The sequence below is a fragment of the Vibrio sp. 1F169 genome, assembly GCF_041439605.1.
Classification (GTDB): Bacteria; Pseudomonadota; Gammaproteobacteria; order Enterobacterales; family Vibrionaceae; genus Vibrio; species Vibrio tasmaniensis_A.
Genome location: NZ_JBGOOI010000002.1, coordinates 55,402 through 71,423, shown reverse-complemented (window position 1 = coordinate 71,423; position 16,022 = coordinate 55,402). Strand labels below are relative to the sequence as shown.

15 protein-coding genes, 1 tRNA gene and 1 riboswitch are annotated in these 16,022 nt (G+C 45.0%); of the genes, 7 read left to right on the top strand and 9 right to left on the bottom strand.

The annotated features are described in order from the left end of the window. Nucleotides 1-82: 82 nt before the first annotated feature. The 8 genes from nth to ACED53_RS01330 all read right to left on the bottom strand — a co-directional run bounded on the left by nth (nt 83) and on the right by ACED53_RS01330 (nt 7,780). A complete protein-coding gene (gene nth / locus ACED53_RS01365; RefSeq protein WP_017099962.1) occupies nt 83-718 on the bottom strand; it encodes an endonuclease III in 636 nt (211 codons plus the stop codon). Between the two features lie 206 nt (nt 719-924). After that, nucleotides 925-1,617, bottom strand: a complete 693-nt coding sequence (locus ACED53_RS01360; RefSeq protein WP_017099961.1) for an electron transport complex subunit E — start codon at nt 1,615-1,617, stop codon at nt 925-927. Next, nucleotides 1,617-2,246, bottom strand: coding sequence for an electron transport complex subunit RsxG (gene rsxG, locus ACED53_RS01355; protein WP_012603532.1), 630 nt, complete (start codon nt 2,244-2,246; stop codon nt 1,617-1,619). Before rsxG ends, ACED53_RS01360 begins: the two co-directional genes overlap by 1 nt. Nucleotides 2,247-2,259: 13 nt before the next feature. After that, a complete protein-coding gene (gene rsxD / locus ACED53_RS01350) occupies nt 2,260-3,306 on the bottom strand; it encodes an electron transport complex subunit RsxD (protein ID WP_017099960.1) in 1,047 nt (348 codons plus the stop codon). Next, nucleotides 3,306-5,996 (bottom strand): electron transport complex subunit RsxC, encoded by a 2,691-nt coding sequence (gene rsxC, locus ACED53_RS01345; protein ID WP_371715231.1) that lies wholly within the window; start codon nt 5,994-5,996, stop codon nt 3,306-3,308. Before rsxC ends, rsxD begins: the two co-directional genes overlap by 1 nt. Nucleotides 5,997-6,003: 7 nt before the next feature. Further along, nucleotides 6,004-6,597 carry an electron transport complex subunit RsxB gene (gene rsxB, locus ACED53_RS01340; RefSeq protein ID WP_009848647.1) on the bottom strand — a complete coding sequence of 198 codons (594 nt, stop codon included), beginning with the start codon at nt 6,595-6,597 and terminating at the stop codon, nt 6,004-6,006. 2 nt (nt 6,598-6,599) lie between these two features. Continuing rightward, nucleotides 6,600-7,178 carry an electron transport complex subunit RsxA gene (rsxA, locus tag ACED53_RS01335; RefSeq protein WP_004734039.1) on the bottom strand — a complete coding sequence of 193 codons (579 nt, stop codon included), beginning with the start codon at nt 7,176-7,178 and terminating at the stop codon, nt 6,600-6,602. A gap of 526 nt (nt 7,179-7,704) precedes the next feature. Continuing rightward, nucleotides 7,705-7,780: transfer RNA gene (locus ACED53_RS01330), tRNA-Asn, on the bottom strand. A 509-nt stretch (nt 7,781-8,289) separates the two neighbouring features. Between ACED53_RS01330 and uvrB the strand changes: the two genes are divergently transcribed. The 3 genes from uvrB (at nt 8,290) to luxU (ending at nt 12,380) form a co-directional block, all read left to right on the top strand. Further along, nucleotides 8,290-10,320, top strand: a complete 2,031-nt coding sequence (gene uvrB, locus ACED53_RS01325; RefSeq protein WP_017099958.1) for an excinuclease ABC subunit UvrB — start codon at nt 8,290-8,292, stop codon at nt 10,318-10,320. A gap of 302 nt (nt 10,321-10,622) precedes the next feature. After that, the gene (gene luxO, locus ACED53_RS01320) at nt 10,623-12,011 is read left to right on the top strand and encodes a quorum-sensing sigma-54 dependent transcriptional regulator LuxO (RefSeq protein ID WP_017099957.1); all 1,389 of its coding nucleotides are present in this window, start codon (nt 10,623-10,625) and stop codon (nt 12,009-12,011) included. 24 nt (nt 12,012-12,035) lie between these two features. Then, nucleotides 12,036-12,380: a quorum-sensing phosphorelay protein LuxU gene (luxU, locus tag ACED53_RS01315; protein ID WP_017099956.1), complete on the top strand. Its 345-nt coding sequence runs from the start codon at nt 12,036-12,038 to the stop codon at nt 12,378-12,380. 90 nt (nt 12,381-12,470) lie between these two features. Here the strand turns inward: luxU and ACED53_RS01310 are convergent, their stop codons facing one another. Then, entirely contained in the window at nt 12,471-13,358 is an 888-nt protein-coding gene (locus tag ACED53_RS01310; RefSeq protein WP_017099955.1) for a YvcK family protein, read from the bottom strand. 194 nt (nt 13,359-13,552) lie between these two features. Next, a riboswitch (molybdenum cofactor riboswitch) is annotated at nt 13,553-13,705 on the top strand. Between ACED53_RS01310 and moaA the strand changes: the two genes are divergently transcribed. From moaA to moaD, 4 genes are all read left to right on the top strand, one after another. Next, nucleotides 13,694-14,683, top strand: coding sequence for a GTP 3',8-cyclase MoaA (gene moaA, locus ACED53_RS01305; RefSeq protein ID WP_009848642.1), 990 nt, complete (start codon nt 13,694-13,696; stop codon nt 14,681-14,683). Its footprint overlaps the riboswitch before it by 12 nt. Nucleotides 14,684-14,773: 90 nt before the next feature. Then, nucleotides 14,774-15,286 (top strand): molybdenum cofactor biosynthesis protein B, encoded by a 513-nt coding sequence (gene moaB, locus ACED53_RS01300; protein ID WP_017099954.1) that lies wholly within the window; start codon nt 14,774-14,776, stop codon nt 15,284-15,286. Between the two features lie 12 nt (nt 15,287-15,298). Continuing rightward, entirely contained in the window at nt 15,299-15,778 is a 480-nt protein-coding gene (gene moaC / locus ACED53_RS01295; RefSeq protein WP_004734026.1) for a cyclic pyranopterin monophosphate synthase MoaC, read from the top strand. Continuing rightward, the gene (moaD, locus tag ACED53_RS01290; protein WP_017085813.1) at nt 15,775-16,020 is read left to right on the top strand and encodes a molybdopterin synthase sulfur carrier subunit; all 246 of its coding nucleotides are present in this window, start codon (nt 15,775-15,777) and stop codon (nt 16,018-16,020) included. The genes moaC and moaD overlap by 4 nt, the downstream gene beginning before the upstream one ends. Nucleotides 16,021-16,022 lie beyond the last annotated feature (2 nt).

Genomic DNA, 16,022 nt, shown 5'->3' with positions numbered 1-16,022 from the left:
CTTAGCTTCTTAGCTTCTTAGCTTCTTAGCTTCTTAGCTTCTTAGCTTCTTAGCTTCTTAGCTTCATTCGCTTAGAGCTAGCCTAGACGTCGGTTTTTTCCTTGAACTCACACAAGTCTTCAATGATACAGCTGCCACAGCGTGGTTTACGTGCGATACAGGTATAACGTCCATGAAGAATGAGCCAATGGTGGACATCCAGTTTGAATTCTTTTGGGATGACTTTAAGTAGCTTTGCTTCGACATCGTCGACGGTTTTACCCATCGCTAGCTTAGTGCGGTTTGATACACGATAGATGTGAGTATCAACCGCAATCGTTGGCCAACCGAAGGCGGTATTTAACACTACGTTTGCAGTTTTGCGGCCAACGCCTGGAAGGGCTTCTAATGCAGCGCGATCTTCCGGCACTTCACCATTATGGAGGTCCAGTAGCATGCGACACGTTTTGATGGTGTTTTCTGCTTTTGAGTTAAACAGGCCGATGGTTTTGATGTACTCTTTTAGGCCATCGACACCTAGGTCGAAAATAGCCTGTGGAGTATTAGCCACAGGATAAAGCTTATCAGTGGCTTTGTTAACGCTGACATCGGTTGCCTGCGCAGATAAGAGCACGGCGATCAGCAACTCGAAAGGGCTGTTCCAGTTAAGCTCGGTTTCTGGATTTGGATTGTTTTCTCTCAAACGCTCAAGTATTTCTACTCGTTTTACATTGTTCATAGCGACATTACTTTCAAATAGTTAGGGCTTGAGTTCCGGCGAAGTTCTTTCAAACTTACTCGTTTTAAAATAACAAGTTTCGCAATGGTTCAGGCTTTATCATCGGTTACGCGCTCTTATGAGCGTCATTATTATGTGTACTTGGTCAATCTATTTACCTTCTGAGCGGTTGAGCTACTCAGCAGGATTTAAGCTACTGTAACTTATCAGGCATTGGTAACGCGAGCGCGTTCAATGACTGGTTTTTCTTGTTTTGGCTGTCTAGATTTAGCTTGGTTGTCGATGATGTTTTTCAAAGCAATCAAGAAACCAACACCAATGAAGGCACCGGGTGGTAGCAGGGCTAACAAGAAGCTGTTATCAAATTGGAATATCTGGATTCGTAACACCGAAGCCCAATCACCAAGGAGTAGGTCTGCGCCATCAAATAGAGTTCCGTTACCAATAACCTCGCGCATCGCACCCAATACAACCAGTACCGATGTCATGCCAAGCCCCATCCAGAAACCATCTTGAGCAGCAGGTAAAACTTCGTTTTTAGACGCGAAGGCTTCCGCTCGGCCAATGATGATACAGTTGGTTACGATCAGTGGGATAAAGATACCCAAAGAGAGGTAAAGGCCATACGCGTAAGCGTTCATCAGAAGTTGAACACAGGTTACTAGTGAAGCAATGATCATCACGAACACTGGAATACGCACTTCTTTTGGCACATGGTTTCGAACCAAAGATACAGACACGTTCGAGCCGACTAGTACAAGCAAGGTAGCGATACCTAATCCAAGAGCGTTAGTCACAGTCGAAGAGACAGCCAACAGCGGACATAAGCCAAGGAGTTGCACTAGGGCAGGGTTATTGGCCCACATGCCATTTTTAATTAGTGTTTTATGGTCACTCATTATTCACCACCACAATTTAGAGGTTGAGCAAGCAATGCTTGGTTGTTTTGATTAACGTATTGCACCGCTTGTTTCACTGACTTAACGACAGCTCTTGGCGTAATGGTTGCGCCAGTGAACTGGTCAAAGTCACCACCATCTTTACGAACCTTCCAACGGTCAAGATTAGAATCCGTCACTTGCTTACCAGCAAATGAGAGAATCCAATCACTCACACGCAAATCAATCTTATCACCCAAACCTGGAGTTTCTTGGTGAGAAAGCACGCGAGTACCTAAAATAGTACCGTCGATCTTCATTCCAACAATCACTTTAATCGCGCCGTTGTAGCCGTCAGGGGCAATCGCTTCGATCGCAATCGCACTCGGCTCACCATTGATTTTAGCAATGTAAGCCGGCATCGCTTGCTCAGTACCAAGCTCTTCTGCTTGAACCAAAGTACAAGACGAAAACAGCTCGTTGTCGTGCAGATCGTGTGGGATCACTTGGTTAAGAACAGACAGTAACTGAGCCTGTTCTTGTTGTTTGATCTGATCTTTGGTCAGGTAGTGAGTAACGGCCACCAAACCTGTCGAAGCGCAGGCAAAAATCGCAAGTACAAGACCGTTTTTCTTAATTGCATTTAGCATAGTATCTGCTTCCTTAGTGGCCGTATGTACGAGGTTTGGTGTAGTAGTCAATCAGTGGAACACACATGTTGGCTAACAATACAGCAAACGCCACGCCATCAGGGAAGCCACCCCAACTGCGGATAATAAAGACTAGCCCGCCAATCAGAGCACCAAACACTAAGCGACCTTTTACTGTCGTTGATGCTGAAACGGGGTCGGTCGCAATGAAAAATGCGCCGAGCATAGTCGCACCAGACAATAGATGAATGGTTGGTGAAGCGGTTTCACCGGGAGTGAACATCAAGAACACTAGGCTAAATAGGGTCAAACTGGCCAGAAATGCCACTGGGATATGCCATTGAATCACGCGTTGTTTGATCAACACAAGGCCACCAACAAGGTAAGCAAGGTTTACCCATTCCCAGCCTACACCAGCTAACCAGCTAAATTGAGGTTGAGACAGAGCTTCAGAAGCCGTGTTGCCTGCCGTTAGTGCGGTTTTGAAGGCATCGAGTGGCGTCGCCATAGTGGTGCCATCAATACCAAGGCGTGCTTGTTGTAAAGACAAGCCTTCATTATTGAAACCAGTAAAGATCATCAAGAAGGAGTCAACAAAGCTCGTAGCTTCAGCAGTTAAACTGGTCGGCGCATTCCAGCTGGTCATTTGAACTGGGAATGAGATCAGCAAAACAACGTAAGCCACCATCGCAGGGTTAAATGGGTTTTGCCCAAGGCCGCCATAAAGGTGTTTTGCGATGATGATAGCGAAGAACATACCTATGACTAGAATCCACCACGGAGAGTGTGGGGGAATAGCGACACTGAGCAGCCAAGCGGTCACAACCGCACTGTAATCACGCAATGCCATCACTGGCGGGCGTTTTCTTAGCAGCATTACAGCGGCTTCAAAGGTAACAGCAAGTGCAATAGCAAATACTAACTGGGTGAGCGTACCCCATCCAAAGAAGTAGGTTTGAGCTAGTAGACCTGGCAATGCACAAATAGCGACCCATTTCATGAGATCAGGGGTGCTTCTACGATTGTGCGCGTGCGGTGAGCTGGCGATAAAGAAGGTCACTACTCTTTCTCCTCATTATTCTTTTTGTCTTGCTCTTGCTGCGCCTTTCTTGCTTTAGCACGAGCAATCGCGGCAGCAACCGCTGCTTTTTTAGGATCGACTGGTTCTTGTTGAGTTTCAGCCTTTAATTCAACTACAGGTTCAACCACAGATTCAGGTGTTTCTGCTGACTCTTCCTGTTTCGCTTGTTGTGCCTTTCTTGCTTTAGCGCGAGCTATTGCAGCGGCAACAGCTGCTTTTTTAGGATCCGCTGGTTCTGATTGAATTTCAGCTTCCACTTCTATTTCAGGAGCAATTGCTTCTGCTTCGACCTGCTTAGCTTGCTGTGCTTTCTTCGCTTTGGTGCGAGCAATAGCGGCAGCGACTGCATCTTTTTTGGCATCACCAGAGCTTTCAGCTGAAGCTTCGCTTTCTGTTTGAGTAGAAGGTTCAGCTTGTTGTGCTTTCTTTGCTTTAGCGCGAGCAATGGCCGCAGCGACAGCATCTTTCTTAGCATCGCCAGAGCTTTCAAGCGGAGCTTCGCTTGCTGTTGGAGTAGAAGATTCAGCTTGTTGAGCCTTCTTGGCTTTAGCGCGAGCAATAGCCGCAGCGACAGCATCTTTCTTGGCATCGCCAGAGCTTTTAGCTGGAGCTTCACTTTCGGTTTGAGCAGCTGATTCTGCTTGTTGTGCTTTCTTCGCTTTAGCACGAGCGATAGCTGCAACAACAGCATCTTTATTAGCATCGCCAGAACTTTTAACCGGAGCTTCGCTTGCTGTTGGAGTAGAAGATTCAGCTTGTTGAGCCTTCTTGGCTTTAGCACGAGCTATTGCAGCAGCGACAGCATCTTTCTTAGCGTCACCTGATTTTTCAACCGGAGCTTCAGAAGCAGATTCTGCCTGCTGAGCCTTCTTGGCTTTAGCACGAGCGATAGCTGCAGCAACAGCGTCTTTTTTGCCATCACCAGAGCTTTCTGCAGGAGCATCAGTTGCTGCTTGTTGTGCTTTGCGCTCTCGAGCTTGTCGTTTACGTTCTTCACGCAGTTTCGACATTTCAGAATTGTCTGGTTCAGCGCTATCCGCTTTCTGAGCCGCAGCTTGTTTTGCTTTTGCCTTGGCAATCGCAGCCGCAACCGCAGGTTTCACCGCTGGTTCCGCATTAGGAGCTTGGTCTGCTGTCGCTTTTTGTGCCTTAACACGCGCAATCGCCGCAGCAATTGCATCGTCACCGTCGGCTGATTTCATGTCTTTACGACGGTTGTCAGCTGCTTTCTTAAAGCGGTTTTCACGTTCTGCTTTGCCGCGCTCCATACGAGCGTTTTTCTCTTCGAAACGAATCTTGGCGCGCTCTGCTGCAGCGGCTTCATCTTTTCGAGTTTTGATCTCAGCTTTTGCTTGGCGGTAGTACTGAACAAGAGGAATTTCACTTGGGCAGACAAATGCACAAGCACCGCATTCAATACAGTCTTTAATATTCAGTTCTTCACACTTATCCAACTCGTTGGCTTTCGCATGCCATTGCAGTTGTTGAGGAAGTAGAGACGCAGGACAAGCTTCAGCACACGCGCTACAACGAATACATTCCATCTCGTAAGTGCTTGGAGAGATCTCACGACGCGTTGGTGCCAAAATACAGTTCGACGTTTTAGTGATTGGCACATTGGCATGTGGCAAGGTGAAGCCCATCATAGGGCCACCCAAAATCAAACGCGGAAGCTTTTTATCGGCTTTGTAGCCAAACTCTTCAAGTAACTCATGTACTGGTGTGCCTAATAGCGCCCAAACATTACGAGGTTGCTTAAAGGTTTTACCGGTTAATGTCACAACGCGGTTAACCACAGGTTCGCCGTCAATTACCGCTCGCTTAATCGAGTAAAGAGAGCCGACGTTCTGAACCAAAACACCAATGTCTGCAGGGATGCCGCCAGCCGGAACCTCTTTATTAGTAAGGATCTTTATCAGCTGTTTCTCACCACCTGAAGGGTATTTAGTTGGGATAACACGAATGACGATATCTTTGTCTTTCGCTGCAATCTCAAGTGCTTTTATCGCGTCTGGTTTGTTGTCTTCAATGCCGATAACCGTCAGCTTTGGTTGAAGAATGTGTTCAACCACTTCGATGCCTTTTAATACTTCGCTGGCATGCTCTTGCAGCAACTTGTCATCTGAGGTGATGTAAGGTTCACACTCAGCAGCGTTGACGATCAAAATGTCAGTACGACCAAGGCCTGACTGAAGCTTTTTCGCGGTAGGGAAGCCAGCGCCGCCCATGCCTGAAATACCAGCTTGGCGAATCACATCAAGCAGTTCGTCAGAGGTCTTTGTCGAGAAATCTTCAACTGGATTTTTTTCAATCCAAGCGTCTAAGCCATCAGGTTTAATAACCACGCACACGTCGCTCAAGCCAGAAGGGTGAGCGGTGGTTCGTGGTTCGATAGCGGTAATCACACCCGATGTTGGCGCATGTACTGGCAAAGTAAAACCAGTCTCTAAGGCAGTAAGTTGCTGACCTTTGAGTACGGTACCACCGACAGCAACCAATAAGTTACCAGGCTTACCGATGTGCTGTTTCACCGGAAGAACGATTTCTTCTGGGAGCCTTGCATGCACGATATCAGTAGTATTCGACTGTTTCTTGTTTTCAGCAGGGTGCACACCGCCCGGGAAGTTCCAAATAGAGCCCGTGCGAATTTGTTCAATTAAAGAGATCATACTAACCCTATGCCTTAGGCTCTGACGCGGTCGCATCAGTTGCTTGGTTAGTGATATCAGTAACAGGAATGATGTTCATCTGCCATTTCCAATTTTCAGTCGTTGTTGCCACTGGAATCATTTCGATACAGTCAGTAGGGCACGGTGCGACACATAGATCACAACCTGTACATTCATCTTTGATTACTGTGTGGAGTGCCTTGGTGCCTCCAACAATGGCGTCAACAGGGCAGGCTTGAATACACTTGGTACAGCCGATACACATATCTTCATGAATGAAGGCAACGGTTTTTACTTTGTTATCTAAGTCATGAGCGGAGTCTTCAACTTCTACGCCCATTAAGTCTGCGAGCTTCTCAATGGTTGCTTGGCCGCCTGGAGGACACTTGTTGATCTTGTCTCCGTTCGCGATCGCCTCCGCGTATGGGCGACAACCAGGGTAGCCACACTGGCCACATTGAGTTTGCGGTAAAATAGTGTCGATTTGATCGACGATCGGATCGGCTTCAACTTTAAAACGGATAGAAGCAAAGCCCAAAATAGCGCCAAAAATAGCGGCTAAAGCGGCGAGTGCAATGATCGCAATTAAAATGGTACTCATGCTTATTTCACCAACCCAGTAAAGCCCATAAATGCCAGAGACATTAGGCCAGCTGTGATCATCGCAATCGATGCGCCTTTAAATGGCATTGGAACATCAGCAACCGCAATACGTTCACGCATTGCAGCAAATAGGATCAATACAAGAGAGAAACCCACCGCAGCGCCGAAACCATAGATGATCGACTGAATGAAGTTGTGGTTTTCATTGATGTTCAGAAGTGCCACACCTAATACCGCACAGTTGGTGGTGATAAGCGGCAGAAAGATACCCAATAGGCGATAAAGGGTAGGGCTGGTTTTGTGAACGACCATTTCCGTAAATTGAACAACCACCGCGATAACCAAGATAAAGCTCATGGTACGCAAATATTCAATACCCAGAGGGGTAAGGATGTAGGTTTCTACTAGGTATGCAGATACCGACGCTAACGTCAGAACGAAAGTCGTCGCGAGGCCCATGCCAATTGCAGTCTCCAACTTCTTGGAGACGCCCATAAATGGACATAGCCCTAAAAACTTCACTAGCACAAAGTTATTGACTAGCACTGTGCCAACCAACAACAAAAGGTATTCGGTCATAATGGATTAATTCTTGAGATTCCGATCCCGATATTATCCTGTTTTGCTCACCTAATAACAACCAAGGATCACTAGGGATTTAGACACTTGGTGAAAAAAACATCAGGTAATCGATTGATTACCAAAGCTGCAGTAAGTATAGACATAGATTTTGATGGTGTGAGCGTGCAGCGGTATATCACAATGATCTTTGTCTGATCATTTGAGTACTCAGTGATTTCACTTTTGTCTTCGGCCAAAAGGTCGAAATTGGTTGAAGTAAATAGCGAACTTTTGAGTCAATTGATTGTTGCTAACTCAAGGCTGTTGCTCGGTTGCTTAGAGGGCTTTTAGGAAAGTGAGTACGTTAAAACGCAAAAAGCCGCATCGAGTGATGCGGCTTCTTTAAATTTGGCCCCCTTGTCGAGACTTAAACGCGGGCGGGTAGCACGGTCCGACGATTCGGGTGTGATATTAACTTGGAACAAGTTAGTCGCAGTTATATACGAAAAAAGCCCAATCTTTCGATTGAGCTTTTTTCTGAATTTGGCTCCCCTTGCAAGACTTGAACTTGCGACATACGGATTAACAGTCCGCCGTTCTACCAACTGAACTAAAGGGGAATTGCTTGTTAGCGACGCGAATTCTAATAAGACTCCTATTTTCTGTCAATAAAAAATAGCAGAAAAAAATAAGATAAAAAACTTTACTTTCTTGAACGCCTTATCAGATTTAGCTTTGCTTTAGTTATCCACCAAAATTGTGGATAAGTATGTGCGTGAAACTTTAACAACAATAATTGGGATAAATCTGAAAATGTTAAAATCTGCGGTAACGTGATGTATTTAAAAGTTTTATATCGAAACATTACGATTGTATAACTTTTTAAGATTATAAAACAAACAGTAAAACAAGTGCTATTTTTAGATTTTTTGGGGAAAAGTAGTGGATTAAAAATCGAGTAATTTAGCTGAAGAGATCTTGCAGGGGCACGGATAATACCAAGTTCCAAAAACAAAAGCTATAACTGATATCTAATCTTAAGATGCATTTCTCTAGATAATAGTTGCAACGACACTCCTCCTAGAGTGACAATGACCTGATTAAATAAACAGTATGGAAATGGCGACCTATGAGTAAACTCTTTGACTTGGTATCGGACTACAGTCCGTCCGGTGACCAGCCGACGGCGATTACCAAATTACTAGATGGACTAGATTCTGGTTTGGCACATCAAACTCTATTAGGGGTAACGGGCTCGGGTAAAACCTTTACGCTTGCCAACGTCATTTCTCAATCTCAAAGACCAGCAATCTTGTTAGCGCCTAACAAAACGTTGGCAGCTCAACTTTATGGTGAGATGAAGTCATTCTTTCCAAATAATGCCGTTGAATACTTCGTTTCTTACTACGATTACTACCAGCCTGAAGCGTATGTACCAACCACAGATACGTTCATTGAGAAAGATGCGTCGGTGAATGCTCATATCGAGCAGATGAGACTTTCGGCGACCAAGGCCTTATTAGAGCGAAAAGACGCCATCATTGTAGCTTCTGTATCGGCTATCTATGGTCTTGGTGATCCTAAATCGTATTTGAAAATGATGCTTCACTTGAGTCGTGGTGAGGTTATGGATCAGCGTGATATTTTGCGCCGTTTGGCGGAGCTACAATATTCAAGAAACGACGTCGCATTTGAACGAGGTCAGTTTCGCGTGCGTGGTGAAGTGATTGATATCTTCCCGGCTGAATCTGACCAAGATGCCGTGCGAATTGAAATGTTCGATGATGAAGTGGATTGCATCAGTATCTTTGACCCACTAACTGGTGCGGTTAAGCAAAGAGACCTGCCTCGCTTTACGGTTTATCCAAAAACGCACTATGTAACTCCACGAGAGAAAATCCTTGAAGCGATTGAGAAGATTAAGGATGAGTTGCGTGATAGAGCTCAATATTTAAAAGACAATAATAAGCTTCTAGAAGAACAGCGTATCTCTCAAAGAACTCAGTTTGATATCGAGATGATGACCGAGCTTGGCTTCTGTTCTGGTATCGAAAACTATTCACGATACTTGAGTGGCCGTGCTGAAGGGGAAGCGCCTCCGACGTTATTTGATTACTTGCCTGATGATGGTCTGTTGATTATCGATGAGTCACACGTGACCGTGCCGCAAATTGGTGCCATGTATAAAGGTGACCGCTCTCGTAAGGAAACTCTAGTTGAGTTTGGTTTCCGTCTGCCTTCGGCACTGGATAACCGTCCAATGAAGTTTGAAGAATTTGAGTCTATAGCCCCGCAAACGATTTTTGTGTCGGCCACGCCAGGCAATTACGAAATCGAAAAATCAGACGGTGAGATTGCTGATCAAGTGGTGCGTCCTACTGGTTTGTTAGACCCAATTATCGAAGTAAGGCCTGTCGCGACTCAGGTTGATGACCTATTGTCTGAAATCAGAATACGTTCAGTGAAAGAAGAGCGTGTACTTGTCACTACGCTAACTAAGCGAATGGCAGAGGACTTAACTGAATACCTGAGTGAGCATGGCGTCAAAGTTCGTTACTTGCACTCTGATATCGATACCGTTGAACGGGTAGAAATTATCAGAGACCTACGTTTGGGCGAGTTTGACGTGTTAGTGGGCATTAACTTACTTCGAGAAGGTTTGGATATGCCGGAAGTATCGCTGGTGGCGATTCTTGATGCTGATAAAGAGGGCTTCTTACGTTCTGAGCGTTCTTTGATACAGACCATTGGCCGTGCAGCTCGTAATTTGGAAGGTCGAGCAATTCTATATGGTGACTCGATTACTAAGTCGATGAGAAAGGCGATTGATGAAACCGACCGTCGTAGAGAGAAACAGGAGGCTTACAACGAAGAGCAAGGTATCACGCCGCAAGCGCTTAAACGTAATATCAAAGACATTATGGAGTTGGGCGACCTGACCAAGTCGAAACAGCAGCGACAATCTAAGCAAGTTCCACTATCTAAGGTGGCAGAACCTTCTGAAAACTATGCAGTGCTTACGCCACAACAGCTCGATAAAGAGATCAGTAAACTGGAAGCGGCGATGTATCAGCATGCTCAGAATTTGGAATTTGAATTGGCGGCACAGAAGCGCGATGAAATTGAACAATTGAGAAAGCAGTTTATTTCTAATAGCTAACCTTACTTCTTACTTAAGGCGTTTATACCCATAAAATAAGAATTGAGAGTGCTTCAGACAAAAAAACAGCCAGTAGGAAACGTTCTACTGGCTTACGTTTGTGGACACTCTGTCCACTAACAACGTCAGTTGGCTAGGTGACCCGAAGGTCATTTAGATAACTGCATCGTTCGTGCCAAATAGATAACACATTGATTGTTTGAAGCAAGCAAACGAACACAGTATAAATAGTGTGGTTAATTTGCATAATGCAAAGCGGAATGCGATTATAATAAGAAATGCAAATTATAAATGGCTAGGATATGCAATCAAAAACGTTAGATAACAAATCGAAGTATTTGTTAATGGTAGAAGATACCGCGTCGGTAGCAGCGTTATATCGATCGTATCTTACACCGCTCGAAATTGATATTAACATTGTTGGTACTGGCCGCGATGCAATCGAGAGTTTGAACCATCGAATCCCAGACCTCATTTTATTAGATCTACGCCTGCCCGATATGACGGGTATGGATGTACTGTTTGCTGTAAAACAAAAATATCCGGAAGTTCCCGTTATCTTCATGACTGCTCACGGCTCTATTGATACCGCAGTAGAAGCCATGCGACATGGTTCCCAAGATTTTCTTATCAAGCCGTGTGAAGCCGACCGACTTCGTATTACGGTGAACAACGCGATCCGCAAAGCCACTAAACTTAAAAATAGCTCGGAAAATCCAGGAAATCAGAACTATCAAGGCTTTATTGGCAGTAGTCAAACCATGCAGCAGGTTTACCGAACGATCGATTCTGCTGCATCGAGCAAAGCCAGTATTTTCATCACAGGTGAAAGTGGTACCGGTAAAGAGGTATGTGCTGAAGCCATTCACGCTGCGAGTAAGCGTGGCGATAAGCCATTTATCGCAATTAACTGTGCAGCGATTCCTAAAGATTTGATTGAGAGTGAATTGTTTGGTCACGTTAAAGGGGCCTTTACTGGAGCGGCAACGGATCGACAAGGCGCAGCTGAACTTGCAGATGGTGGAACCCTGTTCCTCGATGAATTGTGCGAAATGGACTTAGAGCTGCAAACTAAGCTACTCCGCTTCATTCAAACTGGTACCTTTCAAAAAGTCGGCTCTTCGAAGATGAAGAGTGTGGATGTTCGTTTCGTATGTGCAACGAACCGCGACCCTTGGAAAGAAGTTCAAGAAGGTCGCTTTAGAGAAGATTTATACTACCGTTTATATGTGATTCCACTGCATTTGCCGCCATTGCGTGAGCGTGGTGAAGATGTCATCGAAATTGCATATTCATTGCTGGGTTATATGTCTGTCGAAGAAGGCAAGGCGTTCGTACGTTTTGCTGAAGAAGTACTCGATCGCTTTAATCAATATGAGTGGCCGGGGAACGTTCGTCAGTTACAAAATGTGTTGCGAAATGTAGTGGTACTGAATAATGGTAAAGAGATTACTCTCAATATGCTTCCACCGCCATTGAACCAACCAATTGAAAACAGTCTCCGTTTAAAAGAGAAGCAGAACGAAGACATCACGGTAAAAGATATTTTCCCATTGTGGATCACTGAGAAAACGGCTATCGAACAGGCCATCAAAGCGTGTGACGGTAACGTTCCTCGTGCGGCAGGTTTCTTGGATGTCAGTCCATCGACGATATACCGAAAATTGCAAACATGGAATGCGAAGCAGTAATCACCAAATAATAAGAAAAGAGCAATGATGATAATATTAAATCAGCAAAAAGTTGATGAGCTTGCCGGTGAAATAGGGCAAGAGAATGTCCCAGTGTTACTGGAAATATTTTTAGGTGAACTGAAGGGATACTACGAACATTTGGAGCTAAATAAAGAGTCAGACACATCTAAGTATTTAGCGGATATTAGCCATGCACTTAAGAGTAGTGCTGCGAGCTTTGGTGCGGACTCTTTGTGTAGTTTTGCGATTAGCTTAGACGCAAAAGTGAAGCAAGCATTGCCTGTAACCGAGATTGATTTCCAAGATATGCAAGAGCTCCTGTTATCAACGTACACTGAATATCAGCAGTTGATGACGGATCTCTAAAGCGGCTAGTTATTAAAGAGACTAAAAAAGGAGCATGATGCTCCTTTTTTGTTTTTACTGGTCTCTGTCGTCTAGCCTAAGCTATAAGCATTAAGCCAGTTGATCCCTAATCGCTTGTTGGAGTTTTAAACGGTCGTGTCGCCAATCTCGGTTAGGAGAGGCAAGATCAGTGGTCACACAATTCCATTGCCCTTCTAATTCAGGGTGTGGTTCATTGCCCAGTACAATGTCTATCTTTCTTGCCTTACAGGTACGTTCACACCACTCCAATTGTTCTTGAAGCGTCATTTTTCCTGCAGGGCCGTGCTCTGGCGACAGGTTTTCAACGAAGATAACCTTGGCTTTAGTATTATCAGCGATCGCTTTACCAATTTCTGGCAGTAGAAGGGGCGGCATAACACTGGTTAGAAAACTTCCCGGGCCAAGCACGATACAGTCTGCTTGTTCGACAGCTGCAACGGCTTCTCTGGTCGCAGGAACTTCTGGAGACAAGTCCATCATGCGCAGTTTTTCTGTCATGTCATCAACGTTGGTTTCACCCGTAACCCAACGGCCATCCATTGACAAAGCAGTGAGATCGGAAGGATGTTCCGTCATTGGCACAATATTCACATCGACCTTAAGCATGTTACGAATCAGGTTGATCGCTTCCAATGGGCGAACAGAAAGGTTGTCTAGTGCAGTCAGCATTAGGTTACCGAGGTTGTGACCATCGAGTTCACCTTGACCGCGAAAGCGGTATTCGAACATCATCGAACTGATCGAAGGCTCGGTGATTAGTTGGTTGATACAGTTACGAGTGTCACCCCAAGCGATACCACCTTGGCAATCTCGAATACGCCCGGTTGATCCACCGTTATCTGTGGTTGCAACAATGCCTGTCGCGTTGCTACCAAAGTCTTTTAATGCCGCAAGCATACGACCTAAGCCGTGACCACCACCAATTGCGACAACTTTCTTTGAAGAGTAAATATTCATTTTTTGTTCTTGTTAGATTATTACCAACTATAATTTAGGTTAAATGCTTCTCGTCAGATACTCAACAAGAGTTATTTTGAGGGTTTGATACGTTTTTTTTGCCGATGTGACTCGTTTTTTGTCATCAAAGCTAGATTCACGTACAAATATTAAGTATTTTATTACTCAGCTACTGCGCGTGTGAATATAAAGTGCAGTTGCCATAACTCCGAGCTCTCGCATGCTAAGTCGCACAGTGGTATTTGCTGTACCGATACGCATCAAGAGCCAGTGACATGTTGTCACAAGGGCTTAATTGGAAATGATTATGCCTCCCGTGTTTGGAAAGGTGTTCCGTGGCGCAACAATTCGAAGATAGATTCCATCGCAAGTTTTATTACTTGCGCTTGTCGGTTACAGACGTCTGTAACTTTAAATGTACTTACTGCTTGCCAGATGGTTATAAACCGTCAGGGCAAAAAAACTCGTCTTTTTTAAGTGTTCCTGAGATCAAACGCGTTGTTAAAGCGTTTGCAGATTGTGGTACCTCAAAGATCCGCATTACTGGCGGAGAGCCGAGTCTGCGTAAAGACTTTCCTGAAATCATACATACCGTTGCTTCTACTCCAGGCATCGAAAAAGTAGCCACCACAACCAATGGCTACCGCATGGAGAAACAAGTAGGGCAATGGCGTGATGCTGGTTTAACCCATATAAACGTGAGCGTGGATAGCTTAGATTCGCGAATGTTCCATCAGATCACTGGTGAGAATAAGTTTACAGAGGTTATGCGAGGCATTGATAAAGCGTTTGAGGTTGGCTTTGAACAAGTCAAAGTCAACGTCGTATTGATGAAAGACCTCAACAGTCAGGAATTACCAGCCTTCCTTAATTGGATCAAAGACAAACCTATTCAATTACGTTTTATCGAGCTGATGAAAACCGGCGAGATGGACGAGTTGTTCGATAAACACCACGTGTCTGGCGTTGCGATCCGCAACCAGCTTATTGCTAACGGTTGGCTGTTAAAAGTCAAAGCTGTTAACGATGGCCCCGCGCAAGTGTTTGTCCACCCAGACTACAAGGGTGAAATCGGTTTGATCATGCCTTACGAGAAAGACTTTTGTGAGAGTTGTAACCGACTGCGTGTTTCTGCGACTGGTAAACTTCACCTATGTCTGTTTGGCGACCACGGTGTTGAACTGAGAGATCTGATTCAAGAAGATCAACAAGAGCAAGAGCTCATTGATCGAATTCAGGCTCAGCTTCAAACCAAGTCCGTTAGCCACTTCTTACACGATGGCAACAGCGGCATGACTCCAAACTTGGCGTCAATCGGCGGTTAATCCGCTACATACTCTAAAGCATTTTATCGCTCAGCTTCTTTAAGCTGGGCGAATAAGTCTAATCATTAAAAAATTTATATAGGTGAACAAATGGGTCACGCAGAAAGCAAATTTCAAGCAGCAAACATCGCAGTACTAACCGTTTCAGATACTCGTACAGAAGAAAATGACACGTCAGGTGGTTACCTAGCTGAGCATGCTAAAGAAGCAGGCCACAACGTGGTTGATAAGCAAATCGTTATCGATGACATGTACAAGATCCGTGCGATCGTATCTAAGTGGATTGCTGACGAAAGCGTTCAAGCGATTATGATCACTGGCGGTACGGGTTTTACATCTCGTGACAGTACACCTGAAGCACTTAAACCAATATTCGACAAAGAAGTAGAAGGCTTTGGTGAGCTTTTCCGCCAAGTGTCTTACGAAGAGATTGGTACATCGACGATTCAATCTCGTGCGATTGCGGGTTTTGCTAACCACACAGTAATCTTTGCGATGCCAGGTTCTACAGGTGCTTGCCGCACAGGTTGGACTAAGATCATCAAGCAACAGATGGATGCGAGTCACCGTCCTTGTAACTTCATGCCACATCTTTCTGTATAAGGTGGATTGAGCATGAGCCAATTTACACATATTAACGCGTCTGGCGAAGCGAACATGGTCGATGTGTCGGCTAAAGCAGAGACAGTACGTGAGGCGAGAGCAGAGGCTTTCGTTCAAATGTCAGCAGAAACGCTAGAGCTGATTGTTTCTGGCAGCCACCATAAAGGTGATGTTTTCGCAACGGCACGTATTGCTGGTATCCAAGCAGCGAAGAAGACGTGGGACTTGATTCCACTGTGTCACCCTTTGCTACTGACTAAAGTAGAAGTACAACTTGAAGCCATTGAGTCTGAAAACAAGGTTCGTATCGAATCGGTATGTAAGCTTGCTGGTAAGACAGGCGTAGAAATGGAAGCGCTAACGGCTGCTTCTGTTGCTGCACTGACGATTTACGATATGTGTAAAGCTGTTCAGAAAGACATTGTTATCGAGAACGTACGTCTGCTAGAGAAGACAGGTGGTAAATCAGGTCACTTCAAGGTGGAATCATGATTACGGTACTTTTCTTTGCACAAACTCGTGAACTTGTCGGTGTTGATAGCCTAGAGGTCGATGCGCAATACAATACTATTGAAGCGATTCGTAGCCACCTTGTAACACAAGAAGGCAAATGGGATATCGCATTGGAAGAGGGCAAGCTGCTGGCAGCACTCAACCAATCAATTGTACCTTTGACGACTGAAGTGAAAGACGGCGACGAAGTGGCTTTCTTCCCACCAGTTACTGGAGGTTAACC